At 57.7% G+C, this 16,174-nt stretch carries 18 protein-coding genes and 1 pseudogene; 15 read left to right on the forward strand and 4 right to left on the reverse strand.

From position 1 onward, the window contains the following. A pseudogene (locus tag NKI69_RS32725) lies at positions 1 to 233 on the reverse strand (ISAs1 family transposase); the annotation flags it as partial. A 249-nt stretch (positions 234 to 482) separates the two neighbouring features. Between NKI69_RS32725 and NKI69_RS32730 the strand changes: the two are divergent. From NKI69_RS32730 to NKI69_RS32790, 13 genes are all read left to right on the forward strand, one after another. Further along, positions 483 to 1,223, forward strand: coding sequence for a GntR family transcriptional regulator (locus NKI69_RS32730; protein WP_352723361.1), 741 nt, complete (start codon positions 483 to 485; stop codon positions 1,221 to 1,223). A 95-nt stretch (positions 1,224 to 1,318) separates the two neighbouring features. Then, positions 1,319 to 2,071, forward strand: a complete 753-nt coding sequence (locus tag NKI69_RS32735) for an ABC transporter ATP-binding protein (RefSeq protein ID WP_352632509.1) — start codon at positions 1,319 to 1,321, stop codon at positions 2,069 to 2,071. A 64-nt stretch (positions 2,072 to 2,135) separates the two neighbouring features. Next, complete coding sequence (locus NKI69_RS32740; RefSeq protein WP_352632511.1) at positions 2,136 to 2,987, forward strand: lysine/arginine/ornithine ABC transporter substrate-binding protein; 852 nt, start codon at positions 2,136 to 2,138, stop codon at positions 2,985 to 2,987. A gap of 78 nt (positions 2,988 to 3,065) precedes the next feature. After that, the gene (locus NKI69_RS32745) at positions 3,066 to 3,776 is read left to right on the forward strand and encodes an ABC transporter permease (RefSeq protein WP_352632513.1); all 711 of its coding nucleotides are present in this window, start codon (positions 3,066 to 3,068) and stop codon (positions 3,774 to 3,776) included. After that, the gene (locus NKI69_RS32750; RefSeq protein ID WP_352632515.1) at positions 3,776 to 4,501 is read left to right on the forward strand and encodes an ABC transporter permease; all 726 of its coding nucleotides are present in this window, start codon (positions 3,776 to 3,778) and stop codon (positions 4,499 to 4,501) included. The genes NKI69_RS32745 and NKI69_RS32750 overlap by 1 nt, the downstream gene beginning before the upstream one ends. A gap of 55 nt (positions 4,502 to 4,556) precedes the next feature. Continuing rightward, a complete protein-coding gene (locus NKI69_RS32755) occupies positions 4,557 to 5,717 on the forward strand; it encodes an enolase C-terminal domain-like protein (protein WP_352723362.1) in 1,161 nt (386 codons plus the stop codon). Between the two features lie 36 nt (positions 5,718 to 5,753). Beyond that, on the forward strand, positions 5,754 to 6,869 hold the full coding sequence (locus NKI69_RS32760) for an NAD(P)/FAD-dependent oxidoreductase (protein ID WP_352723364.1): 1,116 nt from the start codon (positions 5,754 to 5,756) through the stop codon (positions 6,867 to 6,869). Continuing rightward, on the forward strand, positions 6,850 to 7,173 hold the full coding sequence (locus NKI69_RS32765; protein ID WP_352723365.1) for a (2Fe-2S)-binding protein: 324 nt from the start codon (positions 6,850 to 6,852) through the stop codon (positions 7,171 to 7,173). Before NKI69_RS32760 ends, NKI69_RS32765 begins: the two co-directional genes overlap by 20 nt. Continuing rightward, positions 7,170 to 8,675 (forward strand): FAD-dependent oxidoreductase, encoded by a 1,506-nt coding sequence (locus NKI69_RS32770; RefSeq protein ID WP_023694321.1) that lies wholly within the window; start codon positions 7,170 to 7,172, stop codon positions 8,673 to 8,675. Before NKI69_RS32765 ends, NKI69_RS32770 begins: the two co-directional genes overlap by 4 nt. After that, on the forward strand, positions 8,672 to 9,016 hold the full coding sequence (locus NKI69_RS32775; protein WP_023694322.1) for a RidA family protein: 345 nt from the start codon (positions 8,672 to 8,674) through the stop codon (positions 9,014 to 9,016). The genes NKI69_RS32770 and NKI69_RS32775 overlap by 4 nt, the downstream gene beginning before the upstream one ends. A gap of 160 nt (positions 9,017 to 9,176) precedes the next feature. Further along, the gene (gene ocd / locus NKI69_RS32780) at positions 9,177 to 10,250 is read left to right on the forward strand and encodes an ornithine cyclodeaminase (RefSeq protein WP_023694324.1); all 1,074 of its coding nucleotides are present in this window, start codon (positions 9,177 to 9,179) and stop codon (positions 10,248 to 10,250) included. Beyond that, positions 10,250 to 11,212 (forward strand): citrulline utilization hydrolase CtlX, encoded by a 963-nt coding sequence (gene ctlX, locus NKI69_RS32785; protein WP_352723366.1) that lies wholly within the window; start codon positions 10,250 to 10,252, stop codon positions 11,210 to 11,212. Before ocd ends, ctlX begins: the two co-directional genes overlap by 1 nt. 41 nt (positions 11,213 to 11,253) lie before the next feature. Beyond that, positions 11,254 to 12,057: an arginine deiminase family protein gene (locus NKI69_RS32790; protein WP_023694326.1), complete on the forward strand. Its 804-nt coding sequence runs from the start codon at positions 11,254 to 11,256 to the stop codon at positions 12,055 to 12,057. A gap of 116 nt (positions 12,058 to 12,173) precedes the next feature. Here NKI69_RS32790 and NKI69_RS32795 read toward each other — a convergent pair whose 3' ends face one another. Further along, positions 12,174 to 13,055 carry an SAM-dependent methyltransferase gene (locus tag NKI69_RS32795; RefSeq protein ID WP_352723367.1) on the reverse strand — a complete coding sequence of 294 codons (882 nt, stop codon included), beginning with the start codon at positions 13,053 to 13,055 and terminating at the stop codon, positions 12,174 to 12,176. 79 nt (positions 13,056 to 13,134) lie between these two features. Next, entirely contained in the window at positions 13,135 to 13,350 is a 216-nt protein-coding gene (locus tag NKI69_RS32800) for a hypothetical protein (protein ID WP_352723369.1), read from the reverse strand. 442 nt (positions 13,351 to 13,792) lie between these two features. Here NKI69_RS32800 and NKI69_RS32805 point away from each other — a divergent pair, with 442 nt between their 5' ends. Further along, the gene (locus NKI69_RS32805; protein WP_352723370.1) at positions 13,793 to 14,899 is read left to right on the forward strand and encodes an NAD/NADP octopine/nopaline dehydrogenase family protein; all 1,107 of its coding nucleotides are present in this window, start codon (positions 13,793 to 13,795) and stop codon (positions 14,897 to 14,899) included. A gap of 14 nt (positions 14,900 to 14,913) precedes the next feature. Then, the gene (locus tag NKI69_RS32810; RefSeq protein WP_352632537.1) at positions 14,914 to 15,633 is read left to right on the forward strand and encodes a GntR family transcriptional regulator; all 720 of its coding nucleotides are present in this window, start codon (positions 14,914 to 14,916) and stop codon (positions 15,631 to 15,633) included. Between the two features lie 183 nt (positions 15,634 to 15,816). Here NKI69_RS32810 and NKI69_RS32815 read toward each other — a convergent pair. Further along, positions 15,817 to 16,174, reverse strand: a 358-nt coding sequence (locus NKI69_RS32815; protein WP_352632538.1) for a hypothetical protein, incomplete at its 5' end; no start/stop codon positions are given.

A 16,174-nucleotide genomic window follows, 5' to 3' on the forward strand; every position in this document is an offset into this window, starting at 1 on the left:
TAAGCGGCGCGTGCCCGCCAGCCAGTCGGCCTCGCAAGAGACGGTGACGCAGCGTTCCTCGATGCGGCCGTGGCCTTTGTCGCGTTCGGTGACGCGGTCGAGTTCGGCGGCAGGTGCATCGGCAAAGCAGGCTTCGATCTCGGCGCGCAAGGTGGGGCTGGTTAGCCTTGACGGCGAGCAGATAGTCGGCGCCGACAGATTGCCGAGGCGATCGTTGGGCTGGTGGCGATGGCCGCGTGGGTCGTCGATGTTGCCAAAGTGGTCGAGAAGCGACTTCAGGCGGGATTTCTCGAAACCTTCAACGACGATGACCGACATGACTGTGCTCCGAATCAAGGAAGCACCCATGGAATCAGCAATACCGAAAGTCCGTTAACCCGAGTTCGCAACCCTGGGAACCAATTCGCACCACTTGACTTGCCGGCCTCCATAATGCAGATTGCCGGCAATCGGCAATAGACCTCAATGCGGCAGAGAGAGTTATGCAAAGCGGTGAGCGGGAAAAGGGAAATCTCAACAGCAGCCTGCAACTGCTCCGGAACGTCTCCATTTCGGAACTGGTCTATCGGCAGGTGCACGAAAAGATCCTGTTAGGCGAGCTTCTTCCCGGCGAACATATGAACGAGAACCGACTGGCCGCCTCGCTCGGCGTGAGCAGGCCCTCCGTCCGAGAGGCGCTCCGGCAACTAGAGAAGGACGGGTTGATCGAAATCACCAAGAACAAGGGCCCGTTCGTCCGTGACATGCCGCCGGAAGAGGCCTGGGAGCTTTACGACATCCGCGCTTCCTTAGAAGCGCTCGCTGCAGAGCTTGCTGCGAAAAACCGCACGGACGAGGATCTAAAATTGCTGACGCAGTGCCTCAGGAACATGGATCAGGCAATCGAGCGTGGAGAAGAACCCGCGATATTTGATCACGCCGTCAACTTTCATCGGCTCGTTGCGGCGATGTCCGGCAGTCAGAACCTAGTCGACATGCTGAAGATTGTTTGGGGCCGGCTTGTCCTGTTCCGCAGTAAGTTCTCGCGCCTCCATCTTGGCGATCCCGGGAGCGCCGAGGAAAGGCGCATCCTGGCAGCCATTCAAGCCCGCGATACCGAAGCAGCATCGACTCTGATGAAAGCCCACATCATCGGAGGAAAACAGGGCTTGATGAAGCATGCGCAGGAGCATGAAGCCAAAACCGTCGGGAAAGTCGCTGCAATTGGGAGGAAACAATCATGAAGTCGTCAGGCCCAGTCCTCGCGACTGTTGCCCGGAGCTCGTGTGCAACTGACGGAGCGGCGAAGCCGGCTGCGCGCAGTGGAAATCGGCCAGCCTTGGTCGCAGAAGACATTCACAAGCATTTCGGCGATCTCGAAGTGCTGAAGGGAATATCGCTCGAGGCCAACCGAGGCGACGTGATCTCGGTCATCGGCAGTTCGGGCTCCGGCAAGAGCACCTTTCTGCGTTGCATGAATTTCCTCGAAATGCCGAGCAAAGGCCGGATTGCAATTGGTGACGACGAAATCAGAGTGGAAACAGACCCAAAGGGCCGTCTGATCGGGCTCGATCGCAAGAAGATCGACCGGATGCGCATGCAGCTCGGCATGGTGTTTCAGAGCTTCAATCTCTGGTCGCACATGACCGTCCTTCAGAATGTCATGGAAGGACCAATCCACGTGCTCAAGCTGCGGAAGAACGAAGCGGGCGACAGAGCCATGGATTATCTCAGCAAGGTTGGCATTGCCGAAAAACATGCAAGCTATCCGTCCGAACTGTCCGGCGGGCAGCAGCAGCGCGTCAGCATTGCTCGTGCGCTCGCGATGCAGCCAGCCGCCCTTCTATTCGACGAACCGACGTCTGCGCTCGATCCCGAGCTGGTGGGTGAAGTCCTCAAAGTGGTGCGGCAGCTGGCTGAAGAAGGACGCACCATGGTCGTGGTCACGCACGAAATGGGCTTTGCCCGCGACGTCTCAAACAAGGTCGTCTTTCTCGAAAAGGGGAGGATCGAGGAACAGGGCACACCAGACCAGGTATTCCGAAACCCATCTTCTCCGCGATGTCGCGAATTCCTCGCAAGCGTCTTGTGACGAGCGCCATCGCGGTGGGAACGAGCACATCCGACAAAAATAACGAACTGACAGAGGTGATCACATGAAAATCTCCAAATTGAATACCTTGCTCGCGATGCTCACTGGCACGCTGGTTCTCACTGGGCCGGCAGCGGCCAAGGACTACAAGAGCATCACGTTTGCAACCGACGCTACATATGCGCCCTTCGAATACAAGGACGCCAGCGGCAACCTGATGGGTTTTGATATCGATCTGAGCAAGGACCTGTGCAGCCGCATCAAGATTGAATGCCCGGTGATCGAGCAGGCATGGGATGGTATCATACCGTCCCTCATCGCCGGACGTTACGATGCGATCCTTGCCGCTATGGATATCAATACCGAGCGGGAAAAGGTCATTTCTTTCACCCAGCCCTATATCAAGACCCCGATACGTTTCATTGCGCCAAAAGGCAGCTCACTGCTGGAATTCAAGGGGAGCCCGGACAGTCTGACGCTCGATGACGTGAGCCCAGAGGAACGGGCAGAGTTGGACAAGCTGGCTGCTGCATTCAAAGGAAAGAAGATCGGCGTGCAATCGAGCACGACGGCCGAATCCTTCGTGAAAGAGTTTCTGCCCAACGTAGAACTCGCAAGTTACGATACACCTGACAACATGGTCCTTGATCTTAACGCCGGCCGCATCGACGCGAGCCTATCCACACTTGCTCGCCTCAAGCCGCTACTTGAGAAGCCTGAAGGCAAGGATCTTGCCATCTTCGGGCCGAACATGACTGGCGGACCGTTTGGCAAGGGCACGGGCATTGGCCTGCGCAAGGAAGATAGTCAGCTCCGCGACATGTTGAATAAAGCCATCGACGAAGCCGTCGCCGACGGCACGATCGAAAAGCTTTCGATGAAGTGGCTTGGCTTCGACGGCACTCCCAAGCAGTAGACCGAACTGATGCCGGGGGATGGGCTGCATTCGTCCGCTCCTCCGGCATCACGGTTCTCCCGCAATAGAGTTTATATCATGGATCTCACGCTATTTGGATGGGGCGATGCCGGCTGGGCCGATGAACTGACCCGTGGAGCGGTCATGACAATCGTGGTCGCGGCTTGCGCTTTCGCACTGGGCATCGCTATCGGATCGCTTTTTGCAGCAGCAAAATTGTCCAGGTTCCGGTCACTTCGACTGCTCGGCGACGTCTACACGACTGTTGTTCGGGGTGTACCGGAACTGTTGATCATCTTTCTCGTGTTTTTCGGTGGGGGATCGCTGCTCCGCTATGTGGCCAATGCACTCTTCGGCTTCGGGGGCTACATTGAACCGCCGGTCTTTGCCATCGGCATCTTGTGCATCGGTGTGAGCGCGGGCGCCTATTCCACCGAGGTAATCCGCGCTGCAGTTCTCGCCATTCCCAAAGGACAGATCGAAGCGGCGAAAGCAATCGGGATGACACCAGCTTTGCGATTGCGCCGCATCATCGTCCCGCAGGCGGCGAGGTTTGCGCTGCCCGGCATGGGTAACGTCTGGCAGTACACCTTGAAGGATACGTCCCTGATCTCGGTCGTCGGCCTCGTCGAGATCATGCGAGCCGCCGCGGTCGGCGCGGGTTCAACGAAAGAGCCGTTCACGTTCTATCTCGCGGCCTTCGTTCTCTTCCTCTTGCTGACTTCCGCGTCCAACCAGGGATTTATCCGGGCTGAAAAATGGGCCAACCGCGGAGTAAGGAGCCAGTGATGGATTTCGACCTTATGCGGGAAGCGTTCCCGAAGCTTCTGGCTGCCGTGCCCACGACACTCGCGTTGGCATCGATTTCGCTCTGTCTCGGCTTTGCGCTCGCCGTACCTTTGGCGTTGATGCGCGTTTCGAAAAACCGCCTGCTTTACGTTATCGCTTATGGCTACGTATATGTCATCCGATCGACACCGCTCCTGGTGCAGATGTTTTTGATCTATTATGGATCCGGCCAGTTCAGAGCCTTCTTCGAGCAGGTCGGTTTATGGACGCTCTTTAGAGACGCGTGGTTCTGCGCGATCCTTGCCCTCACCCTTAGTACCGCCGCCTATAGCACCGAGATCATAAGAGGTGCGATACAGGCTGTACCCTTAGGTCAGATCGAAGCGGCCCGCGCTATCGGAATGTCGGGCGTCCTGCAGTTCCGTCGCATCGTTTTTCCGATCGCGATGCGCCTGGCGCTGCCCGCCTACGGCAACGAGATCATCCTCATGGTCAAGTCGACGTCGCTTGCTTCGACAATCACCATCTTGGAAGTGACCGGTGTCGCCAAACAAATCATCTCCAACACCTATCGACCAGTCGAGGTCTTCATCATCGCTGGAGCGATCTACTTGTCGATCAACTTCATCGTCACTCGGTCGGTCATGCTGATCGAACTGTGGCTCAATCCTCATCGTCGCTCCGAACGCGGTGTGACCGGCGCCCCTGCTGCAGCCGCGCATTGAAACCAGCACACGAGCCCGCGTTCCGCGCGACATCACCATGTTCAGGAATTGGAAAATGAACGAGAAATTATCCCGTACGACCATGGTGCCGATTGTCAGCGCCGAAGTGTTCGAAATCGAGGCAAAGCTCTGCACACCGTACAAGCTCACCGAAGGGGTCCTGATCGCAACACAGGCGGTGCTTGTGAAGCTCACAGATGCCGACGGTGTCGTGGGGTGGGGAGAAGCCAATCCTGCTGAAACCGTGGACGGGGAGACGCCAGCCGGGGTTCTGACGGTTCTGAAGGACAAGCTGCTGCCCCTAGTTCTCGCCGCGCCGGAACCAGCGCCGGGCAACATCGATGCTCTGGTCGACGCGGTCGTCCCGAGCCACCTTTGCGCCAAAGGCGCGATTACTATGGCGCTGCTCGACATTCTCGGCAAACGGCTGAACGTCGCCGTGGCGACGCTGCTGGGCGGGCCGCTTCGCCGCTCATTGCCGGTCTTGTGGCCATTGAGCAATGGTACCGCCGAAGAGGACATCCCCATCATTGAAGAGCGCGCCGCCCAGGGCTTCTCCAGTTTCATGTTGAAGATGGGCACATCGCCGATAACCAGCGAGATCAAGCGCGTCGCTGCGCTGCAGGCCCGCTATGGAGAGCGGGTCAAGTTCATCGCGGATGCCAACCAGGGATGGAGTCTGGATCAGGCCCGTGAATTCCTGGCGGGAATTGCCGGCTCGAAAGTCGCCTTCGTCGAAGAACCTCTGGCAACAGACGTTATTGCGGGCATGGCGCAACTGTCCAATGCAAGTCAGCTTCCACTGTCGGCCGATGAATCGATCATAGATCTTACCGATGCTTCCCAACTGGCTCGTGCCGGCGCTGCGACGGTCTTCAGCATCAAGAGCAGCAAGAACGGCGGCCCCCTGCGGGCGCAGCGCATTGCCGCCACTGCGGAAGCCTTCGGCATCAGCTGCTACATGAATTCGATGATCGAATTCGGCATCACCCAGGCCGCGTCGCTCCAACATGCCGTCACCGTCAGAAACCTCGTCGATGCCGGGCACGCTTTCATGTCGACCATGCGGTTGGTTGAGGACCCGACGGATTTCTCGTCCTTTGTGCGCAACGGCATCGTGCATCTGCCGGACCGCGCGGGCCTAGGCGTGGAAATCGACGAGGATCATGTGCGCCGACTGACGACCGCTCGTTTCGTGCTCGGGGCTGAGAAATGACCCGCTCTCCATCCCACAACATGGTGGTACCGAGCGATGCTAGACGCTGACCTGACCATAATTGGCGGCGGCCTTGTTGGCGCGGCCATTGCGTGGGGACTTGCCCGCATAGGTGTGAAGCCACTCGTCCTTGATGGCTCGGATCTGGACCTCAGGGCGTCGAGAGCGAACTTCGCATTAGTCTGGGTACAAGGCAAAGGCCTGCATTCGCCCCATTATGCGCTTTGGTCGGACAAGTCTGCGAAGATGTGGCCGACGATGGCCGCAGCGCTCTATGAGGACAGCGGCATCGACGTAGGTCTCATCCAACACGGCGGCTTCACTTTTGCACTTTCGGATGAGGAGCTCGAGGCCATTCGAGCGGACATGGAGTGCATCGCCTCCGAAACGGCAGGCGATGCACCGGCCTACGAAGTGCTGAACGAATGTCAGACACGCGAGTGCCTGACGCAAATTGGGCCTGATGTCGTGGGGTCTATCTATTCCCCAGCGGACGGCCACGTAAACGCGCTTCGGTTGTTTCATGCGCTGCACGCGGCCATGATCAGAAGAGGGGTGAGCTATCGGCCCAATCACAGGGTAGACGCCATACAGCCGGTGACGGGCGGTTTCATCCTGAGGGGCGATGGCTTTTCCATTTTGTCCAAGAAGATTGTGCTCGCGGCCGGTCTCGACAATGAAAGGCTCGCCCCGATGGTCCGCCTTTCCTGTCCGCTGAAACGAAGCAAGGGGCAAATTCTCGTCACCGAGAAGTGCAACCCCTTTCTTCCTTGTCTGTCGCCAACGATCCGCCAAACCGATGAAGGCGGCATCATGATCGGCGACAGCGAAGAGACCGACACGACCAGCATCGCGAGCTCCTCCGACATCAGCGCCGTCCTTGCAAGCCGGGCCGTCCGGGTTTTCCCGATTCTGGCGGATTTAAACGTGGTGCGTAGTTGGACCGGCTTCAGGGTCAAGACGGCCGATGGCGTGCCGATTTACGATCATTCAGCGCGCCATCCTGGCGCGTTCCTCGTCGCCTGCCATTCAGGCGTGACGTTGGCGGCGAACCATGCGCTCGTCGTGGCGCCGCAGATCGCTGCCTCTGATCTCAGCAAAGATCTGTCCTCATTTTCGGCAAGGAGGTTTCATGCTGAGCAGATTGCGTGAGATCGAGCAGCCCGTTCATTTCACATTCGACGGCGTGCCACTGCGGGCAGAGCGCGGGGACATGCTGGCCACCGCCCTGCTCGCAGTCGGCGTGCAACAGGTCCGTCGATCGGTCGTCAGCGGAGCGCCCCGTGGCCCATTTTGCCTTATGGGTGTCTGCTTCGAATGCCTCATCACGATCGATGGCGTTCAAAACCGCCAAGCTTGCCTCATTGAAGTCGAGGATGGGATGACGGTGCTCAGCCAACATGGCGCATCGAGCTTGCCTACACGTTCCAACGTCGACGAAGGGCAGGCGTCATGACATTGCGGATTGTGTCCAGGGCAGAAGACCTGCTCCCCGTCTACGACGTCCTGATCGTTGGGGCGGGGCCGGCGGGAATGGCGGCTGCGACAGAAGTATCCAATGCGGGTGCACGAGTTGTCGTGGTGGACGAAAACCCTCGCCCCGGTGGTCAGATATACCGTGAGATCACGCGCAACGGGCCAGACGCGCGCAGCTACCTCGGACCCGACTACTGGAAGGGAAAACCGCTCGCCGATTCCTTCGCCGAGAGCAACGGGGACTATGCCGCGAAAGCGACCGTGTGGAGCGTCGAGCGCACCGAAGACGTGGAGGCGGAGGCGAAGGATCATCATCGCGTGGGGCTAACGGTAGCTGGCGTTGCGCGTATCATCGAGGCCGCTGCCGTTGTCCTTGCGACCGGTGCTCAGGAAAGACCTATGTCTGTGCCCGGTTGGACTATGCTGGGTGTAATGACGGCTGGTGCAGCTCAGATTGCGCTCAAATCCTCCGGCGCTGTGCCGACTGCTCCAGTCGTACTCGCAGGCTGCGGGCCGCTTCTATATCTGTTGGCGAGCCAGCTCGTCGACACAGGCGCGCGAGATATGACACTTCTCGACACGTCGCACTCACTCTTCCGATGGGATGCGCTGCGCCACCTCTCAGGCTTTCTGGGGTCACCTTACCTTATGAAGGGGCTTGGCCTGCTCCTCAAAACGAAACGCAATATTCGTGTGGTGACCAGAGTTCAATCGCTCGCGATTTTGGGGCAAGACAGTGTCGAGGGCGTTCGTTTCGCGACTCGCCGGGAAACTGAAACACTTCAGGCCGAGACCGTTCTGCTGCATCAGGGCGTTGTCCCAGCCATCAATCTTGCAGCTGCCGCCGGTTGCCCATTGACGTGGAACGAGCGCCAACGCGCTTTTCAGCCCGTAACGGACGCCGAGGGGCGAACACCAAGGCGTGGCATTCTCATCGCGGGAGACGGTGCCGGCATCGGGGGCGCTCAAGCAGCTGAAATTGGCGGACGGATTGCCGCCTTGGCTGCTCTTTCGGACCTCGGCCTCACAAAGTCGGCTTCATCGATCAGGGATCTTCTGCGACGGCGCCAGCGCTTCTTTCAGGGGAGAGACTTCTTGGATGCGCTGTACTCGCCTCGGCCTGCCTTTCTCGCCCCCCCCGATCCAGAAACGATCGTGTGTCGCTGTGAAGAGATTTCGGCGGGCAAGCTTCGCGAGGTCATTGCGCTCGGCCCCCCCGGTCCGAACCAATTGAAGACTTTTGTTCGCTGCGGAATGGGACCATGCCAGGGGCGCCTCTGCGCCGCGACTGTCACCGAAATCATGGCGGCCGAAAAAGGGATGAATCCGAGAGAGATAGGCACCTATCGTCTGCGCTCCCCGGTAAAGCCGGTTCGCCTGGCTGAGCTGGCGGCCCTTCCACATGTGCCGCGCGCCTTGAAGGCCGTGACCGGCAGAGATCCGGCTGATCACCAATTGAATGAAGGAGGACACCCGTCATGACCGAACGGCTGCTTCGTGCGCCCAGCCTGCATCGCGTCGTCAAGCACAACGGCATAGCCTATATCGGCGGTATCGTCGCCGATGACGACAGCCAGGACATGGGCGGCCAGACACGGGAAGTGTTGGCCAAGCTCGACACGTACCTGAAAGAGGCGAAATCCGATCGATCGAAGCTGCTCTCAGCAACGATCTTCATCACAGATATGAATGTCAAACCTGACATGGACGCGGTGTGGAAAGAGTGGTTCGCGCCCGACGAGCTGCCCGCGCGGGCAACGATCGGTGTTGCTGACCTCGGCGAGCGGACTCTGATAGAGCTCATTGCCACTGCGCACTATTGAGGACCAGCTTTCGAGCGATCGAGGTGCCAGCCGTCCTTGCGTCTTCGTCGCAAAGCCAGATCCAGAAGATTCGTGATCGAGAAGTCGTCCGCGCGGTCGAGCTCGTTGCGAGCCTCATAGGCCGACGTATCTCTCGGCTTCACAAGGAGCTATTGAACCTATGCAAGAAAAACTGAATGTCGTCCCCTTCGTCAGCGTCGATCACATGATGAAGCTCGTGCTAGCGATCCGCGTTGAACGCTTCCTCATCGAACTTGCCGCTTATATCGAAGAAGACTTCCGGCGCTGGGAGTGTTTCGACAAGACGCCGCGCGTCGCGTCCCATAGCGCCGACGGTGTCATCGAACTGATGCCCACCAGCGACGGGGAGACCTACGGGTTCAAATACGTCAACGGCCATCCGAAGAACACCCACTCTGGACGACAGACAGTCACCGCTTTTGGTATGCTCGCCGATGTCGGCAATGGCTACCCAATGCTACTGACCGAGATGACCATCCTGACCGCACTCAGGACTGCAGCGATGTCTGCGGTCGCAGCCAAATTCCTGGCACCCAAGGGCGCTCGCACGATGGCCATGATTGGCAACGGCGCCCAATCGGAGTTCCAGGCGATCGCCTTCAAGGCAATCCTCGGCGTCGATAAGCTCCGTCTTTACGACGTCGATGCTTCCGCCACGGCCCGCTGCCAGAAGAACCTCGCCGGCATGGGCTTTGAGATCAAGGCCTGCACCTCCTCGCAGGATGCCGTCGAAGGGGCCGAGATCGTCACCACCGTCACTGCCGACAAGCAGTACGCGACGATTCTCAGCGACAACATGGTCGGCTCCGGCATTCACATCAACGCGGTGGGTGGCGACTGCCCCGGCAAAACGGAACTTCACCGCGACATTCTTCTGCGCTCGGACATCTTTGTCGAATACCCGCCACAGACGCGGATCGAAGGCGAAATCCAGCAACTCGATCCCGATCATCCGGTGATAGAGCTCTGGCAGGTGATCGCGGGAAAGGTGCCAGGCCGCTCGGGCGACCGCCAGATCACGCTGTTCGATTCGGTGGGCTTTGCCATTGAGGACTTCTCCGCGCTTCGCTACGTCCGCGACCGGCTCAAGGACACGGGCTTTTACGAGGAGCTTGATCTCCTTGCCGATCCCGACGAGCCGCGCGATCTCTTCGGCATGATTCTGCGCGCCGGAAAGGCCGCTCCTGCAGCGCTCAAAGCTGGAGCCCTCTGATGAGCAGACAGTCCGTACAAGCCCCCAGGGGCGTTGTAATGATCCGGCCGCATCATTTCACGCCAAACCCGATGACCGCCGCTGACAACTCGTTTCAGTCCAATGACGAGAAGCGTGGCGCCGCGGCGGTCGCGAGCGCGGCATACGACGAGGTGACGCGTATGGCAGAGGGTCTCGCCGCTGCGGGCGTCATCGTCTATGTCTTCGAGGATACAGCGGCCACAACGCCCGATTCCGTATTTCCAAACAACTGGTTTTCGACCCACTCGGGCGGACATGTCGCCGTCTATCCGATGTACTCAGCCAATCGGCAAAAAGAGCGCCGCGGTGACGTGATCGAGATGCTGAAGAACGAATATCGGGTCCAGGACGTCATCGACTACTCAGGACTAGAGAAAGATAATGTCTATCTCGAGGGCACCGGCGCCATGGTTCTCGACCACATCGGTCGGGTTGCTTATGCCATACGTTCAAACCGCACCAACGAAGTGGCGCTCGAACGGTTCTGCACGCACTTCAACTTCGAGCCGATGGTCTTCAACGCCGTCGATCGCAGCGGCAAGCCGATCTATCACACCAACGTGCTGATGTGCATCGGAACCGATTTCGCGCTGCTCGGGACGCTGATGATTCCCGATCTCCGACGGCGGCAGGAGATTGTCGAGAGGCTCAAGGAAACCGGCCGCGAAGTCATTGAACTCTCCAGCGGCCAGATCGAGAACTTCGCCGGCAATGCCATAGAGCTGGAGGGTAGTTACGGTCGCGTCCTAGCGCTTTCGGCTCGTGCCCACGCAGCCCTGGATCGGGAGCAGATCGCGGCGGTTGTGCGCTCGGCAAAGCTGCTGCCGTTCGATGTCTCGACGATCGAGCTTGCCGGAGGCTCGGTGCGGTGCATGCTCGCCGGAATTCACCTGTCGCGGCGCACTGCACCAACGGAACGCCTGTTGTTCGCAGCAGAATGAGCGCCGCGCAGTCAAACATCTTTACACTAGGATAGCCAACAATGTCGCAGACCAGATCAGTCTATGAGTTCAACTCGGCAATCGTCCGGGAGCCATCCACCTCCGTTGTCAACGGACTGCGCGCCGACGGTCGTGACGGCCCGACTTACGAAGGTGTCAAGGCCGAGCACGAAATCTATATCTCGGCCCTACGCAATGCCGGCGTCGCGGTCACAGTCCTTCCGCCGCTTGAGGCCTTCCCTGACTCTATCTTCGTCGAGGACCCGGCTCTCGTGTTTACCGACGGCGCGATCCTACTTCGTCCCGGCACGCCAAGCCGCGTCAACGAGACAGCGGAGATCGCGCCGATCCTACGCGAAAGGTTTGAGACCGTGCTGGAGCTGCCGGCTCCCGGCCAGGCGGACGGCGGCGACATCATGTATACGCCGAAGGGGGTGCTTATTGGCCTCTCTGCACGCACCGATAGGATAGGCGCGGAGGCGCTCATTGGCTGCATCGAAAGACTCGGCGGAAAAGCCCAGGTTGCCGAGACACCAAAGGGCGTTTTGCATTTCAAAACGGCATCGTCGCTGCTCGACGATGAAACCGTGATTTCGACGGCGGCACTTGCAGGGGCTGCCGCGTTCGAGGGATTCCGCAGGATCGTCGTTCCGAACGGCGAAGAGCCAGCCGCGAACGTGCTTCGGGTCAACGACGTCGTTTTCGCCAGTGCCCATTACCCTCGCACTCTCGAGATTCTTGACACGGAGGGCTACAAGGTCGTGCCGCTCAAGACTGTGGAAATTGAGAAGATCGACGCCGGGCTTTCGTGTATGTCGCTCCGCTGGTATCGAAACAGCAAATAGGCTGTTCTACGACATCCGGACCCGAAGGCAGTTCTTCAAATTCGAAGCGCCGAGGAGCAACATCTCGATTATGCTGCTCGGCAGAAGATGCGGACACGTTCGTTCCTCCAGATAAATCATATTGGAAGCAAATCGATCAACCCTGTTTTGTCCCCCTTCAAAGTGTAATGCCGCCCAGATTCGACCGGAATAGGTTCTCGCAAAGGGTGAAAGGCCGCTAGCCAATGACCCCTGCGATCCTTGGAGCTGACTATGAATTTCCCAAAATGGGCATCAAAATATGACGTCATTCCATGGCAGAGTCCCGAATTGTGGGCCACGATATGGTGTTCTACTGGATCCAGACTGTTCGAATCTAGATAGTCGTAGCTCCTGAAAAGCACGGCTGGCGAGAGATATACCGGATCATGCAGCATCTGGATCACAGGGAAATACGAACGTTCGGCGAACAGGTTAAAACCCGAAAGATCAAATCCACATTGATTAAATACGGAGTTCTTTTCAAAGGCTTTGACGTCATTGCAGAGGAAACCGAACTGCTGGACCCGATACGGCATCACTAGTGTAGTATGACTGGCGATCTCGCGAATGTCTTCAGCGATCGCTTCATATCCCTCGCCAACGACTCCGGCGTCCAACGTCTCCGTGAAAATGATGTCGGGTGCCGAAGGAAGGTCGCCGTCCAGAATTGCCTGCCTCGAGGATTTTGCAATCACCGCGATGCGATCTTGCAATTCGTTGGCCCAGATAATCTCCCGTGCAGCATCAGCAATTCGCTCGTCCATCTCGCATGAGAATACCTTGCGAGCCCCGTATCTGGCGAAGAGCATCGCCGGTAGGCCAGCCCCAGTTCCGATTTCAACAATGGTTTTTCCCTCGACATCACAAGATGCAATCGCCGCTTCTATTGCCGCATTTCGTGCGGAGTCGCGCATCATTGTGAAATGCCACCTAGGAACTTTAGAATCGGCGTGGGCGAGCGAATTGATTTCGTTCATTTTGATCTTTCCAGAGTGTGGTTGTGGGTCAACGATCTCAGGGGGGAGCGAGAACGCTAGTTGGGCGTCCCGCAAGCATTCAAAACGTCTCTTCCAAACACCACAGCAAAAATCGTGCCGGCCACCGAAACGAAATTGTCACCGAAAGAAACTTGTTTGGGTTGCACACCGCCCCCTTTGCCGCGCGGGGCAGCGGGCTGTAAACGCTAAAACCGACAGGGAAGGCTTTGGTCGAGCCTTCAATGTCTGGAGCGAAGTCGACGGGACGACCAAACAACGAACTGTGGGCAGTCATGGACGCGCTCCTTTGCATCGCCTCCTCAAGCTGGCGGCGGCATTGCCGGACCGCTTCCCGCAAATTTCGACGGTTCAACGCTGGACCTGGCGGACAATGAGACAATGGGCTGTGGAGGACGGTCAACGTCCGCGGGCGGCAGCAGCACGCCTCGCCCTCGGTCGCGAGGCGGGCCCGAGCGCTCCACCATTGACAACCAAAAAGCCGGGCAACCGACACCCACCGTCGGTTTTGTCGAGTTCGCGACACGATGAGTTCAGCGCTCTGCTGAATCCCATCTCCTTGATTTATCATAGGGAAACTTATCATGTGCCCTTCTCCTCGTAGTTGGCACAGTTTTTGAACATCTCGTGTAGGGGCTTTTTTATCACCGCACAGGAATCTCGCCGCTGCCTGGCGGACAATCGTCACCAGGGAAGAGAGAGCGACAGTGGGTTCCAAAATGCGAGTTTCAATCATTGGTGCCGGAAATTGTGGATGCGCGTTCGCAGCTGATTTGATCACCCGTGGCTTCAGCGTCCTTCTTTACGGTCATCCTAACCACCGCCGTAACATTGATGCGATCCGGCGAGATGGTCACCTGACGGCTCGGATGAAGATTGAGGGACGGTTCGAGCCGACTGTCACCACCGAGATGGCTACTGCCGTAGAATTTTCTCGTATTCTTGTGGTCACCGTTCCATCGTATGGGCACGACGACATCATTAGCGAACTGAAGGGCTTCGACCTATGTCGCCACATCATTGTGGCTATCAACGCCAATTTCTTCGCCTTGGCCTGTTCAAAGGAACTGAAGGCCCTGACTATCTTGGAAACCAATGCGTCCCCATATGCATCTTGGATTCAGAAGGGTGAAGTTTTGGTCGCGGGTATCAAGGCCAGTCTGCCGATCGCCGCCTTCCCTAATGCTCTCGATGAGAACCAGTGGTCGCAGATCGCGGATATATTTCCCCAGCCGCTCCAATGGTGCAATAATGTTTTCGAGATTGGGATGCAGTCCAACAATGGGGTGATACATCCGGTTGCAGCGATCCTCAACACGGGGAGGATTGAAAGCACAAAAGGAGACTTTTTCTTCTATCGCGACGGGATTTCATCCTCCGTCGGGAAAGTCATCGAGGCTGTCGACGTAGAGCGCCTGAAGATCGCCGATGCTTTGGGTTTCCGACTCCAGACATTCCTGCAAGAAATGGTCGGCTTCTACGGCGGGACTTTCGACAAATTCTCAGATTTTGCTTTTCATACGCGCGTTCACAACGCAACCAAGGCAACACCCACCCACATGCAAGACAGATATGTGGTTGAGGACATACCGTATATTTTGGTCCCTTGGTACGAGCTTGGCACCAAAGTAGGCATAAATGCCCGAACCATCAAGGCTTTCGTCGACATCGCGTCAGCCATCAATGGCATCAAATATTTTGAGAGCGGCCGTAACCTCAAGCGCCTGGGCATGGCCCACATGTCGAGAAGGGAACTCTTGCAGTTCGTTGAGAACGCGACATGCCGTTCACCGTCGTCTTCGGAAGCGTTGGGATTTGGGACTTAAGGGAAGAGGGGCCTATGGAGAACAGCGTGGCGAGGCAGGAAAATGTTAGCAGTAGCCTCAGACTGCTTCGAAGAGTGTCGATCTCGGAACTCGTCTACGAGCAAGTTCATGAAAAGATCCTGTCGGGCGAATTGCAGCCCGGGGAACATATGAACGAGAACCGTCTGGCTGCCTCGCTAGGCGTGAGTAGGGCCTCCGTTCGCGAAGCTCTTCGACAGCTCGAAAAAGACGGTTTGATAGAAATCACCAAGAACAAAGGGCCCTTTGTGCGTGACATGCCGCCTGAAGAGGCGTGGGATCTCTATGACGTACGCGCCTCGTTGGAGGCGCTCGCTGCGGAACTGGCCGCGAAAAACCGGACCGATGATGATTTAAGACTCTTGGCGCAATGTCTTCAGAGCTCAGAGCACTCGATCAGTCTCGTGGACGCGGCGTCGGTGTTTGATTCCGCGATTAATTTTCACCGGCTTGTTGCGGTTATGTCCGGTAGCCGGAACGTTCTTGAGATGCTGAAGGGGATCTGGGGGCAGATTACCTTGTTTCGCAGAAAATTCCCGCGACTTAGTCCGGGGAAGTCGAACGACAGCGTAGAAAAACGGATATTCTCAGCAATTCAGAATCGAAACGCGGAAGAAGCGTCTGCTCTGATGAGGGCCTACGTCTTGGACGGCAAAGATGAGATGATCAAGCTCACCGGGAATCCTCCAGAAGGACGCCGCACCAAAAATCATTAATCGGTGTTGCGATGACCGCTTGAGTCGTACGCGCCAGGCCGCTTCTTGCGGCGCATGAGGTGAATGTGCGAAGAATCGACCCGATCGCGAGAGACGGACGGCCTACGTGGGCCATCGTCCGTGCAACGCTAAAGGGAATGCTCGACAGCATTGTAATGCCATTCCGCCGACGCGGCCATGGCTTCAATGAATGCGAGTTTGACGGTAGCGACTAAGCAACCGAACCGTGGCGCCAATGACCTTCTGAGCTTCCTCCCATTTCGGAAGATCTCGTTCCCCAACACGCGTGGCGATCGCGGCCAGTATCCAACCTACGCAGCTGATGTCTTCGGCAGCCTTCAGTTTCTCATGCTGCAGGATGCAAGCTTCAATGCCCGGTCGGGGCGGAGACCCGGGCGTAGCACGCTCAGCGATTAGCTGCAGACCGGCGTCGTAGGCGGCGCAAATTTTAATTCTATCGCCCCTTTCCGATTTCATCACCACATTCACCCAAAGGGCCAACTCAGTTAAAAGATCGGTTACTTCATCTCTCATTAAAAAG

This window comes from Mesorhizobium sp. M0491, from assembly GCF_040321265.1.
Classification (GTDB): domain Bacteria; phylum Pseudomonadota; class Alphaproteobacteria; order Rhizobiales; family Rhizobiaceae; genus Mesorhizobium.

Coding starts and splice junctions, on each gene's coding strand:
- NKI69_RS32730 (WP_352723361.1), top strand. CDS start 483: ATGCAAAGCGGTGAGCGGGAAAAGGGAAATCTCAACAGCAGCCTGCAA.
- NKI69_RS32740 (WP_352632511.1), top strand. CDS start 2,136: ATGAAAATCTCCAAATTGAATACCTTGCTCGCGATGCTCACTGGCACG.
- NKI69_RS32745 (WP_352632513.1), top strand. CDS start 3,066: ATGGATCTCACGCTATTTGGATGGGGCGATGCCGGCTGGGCCGATGAA.
- NKI69_RS32750 (WP_352632515.1), top strand. CDS start 3,776: ATGGATTTCGACCTTATGCGGGAAGCGTTCCCGAAGCTTCTGGCTGCC.
- NKI69_RS32755 (WP_352723362.1), top strand. CDS start 4,557: ATGAACGAGAAATTATCCCGTACGACCATGGTGCCGATTGTCAGCGCC.
- NKI69_RS32760 (WP_352723364.1), top strand. CDS start 5,754: ATGCTAGACGCTGACCTGACCATAATTGGCGGCGGCCTTGTTGGCGCG.
- NKI69_RS32765 (WP_352723365.1), top strand. CDS start 6,850: ATGCTGAGCAGATTGCGTGAGATCGAGCAGCCCGTTCATTTCACATTC.
- NKI69_RS32770 (WP_023694321.1), top strand. CDS start 7,170: ATGACATTGCGGATTGTGTCCAGGGCAGAAGACCTGCTCCCCGTCTAC.
- NKI69_RS32775 (WP_023694322.1), top strand. CDS start 8,672: ATGACCGAACGGCTGCTTCGTGCGCCCAGCCTGCATCGCGTCGTCAAG.
- ocd (WP_023694324.1), top strand. CDS start 9,177: ATGCAAGAAAAACTGAATGTCGTCCCCTTCGTCAGCGTCGATCACATG.
- ctlX (WP_352723366.1), top strand. CDS start 10,250: ATGAGCAGACAGTCCGTACAAGCCCCCAGGGGCGTTGTAATGATCCGG.
- NKI69_RS32790 (WP_023694326.1), top strand. CDS start 11,254: ATGTCGCAGACCAGATCAGTCTATGAGTTCAACTCGGCAATCGTCCGG.
- NKI69_RS32795 (WP_352723367.1), bottom strand. CDS start 13,055: ATGAACGAAATCAATTCGCTCGCCCACGCCGATTCTAAAGTTCCTAGG.
- NKI69_RS32800 (WP_352723369.1), bottom strand. CDS start 13,350: ATGACTGCCCACAGTTCGTTGTTTGGTCGTCCCGTCGACTTCGCTCCA.
- NKI69_RS32805 (WP_352723370.1), top strand. CDS start 13,793: ATGCGAGTTTCAATCATTGGTGCCGGAAATTGTGGATGCGCGTTCGCA.
- NKI69_RS32810 (WP_352632537.1), top strand. CDS start 14,914: ATGGAGAACAGCGTGGCGAGGCAGGAAAATGTTAGCAGTAGCCTCAGA.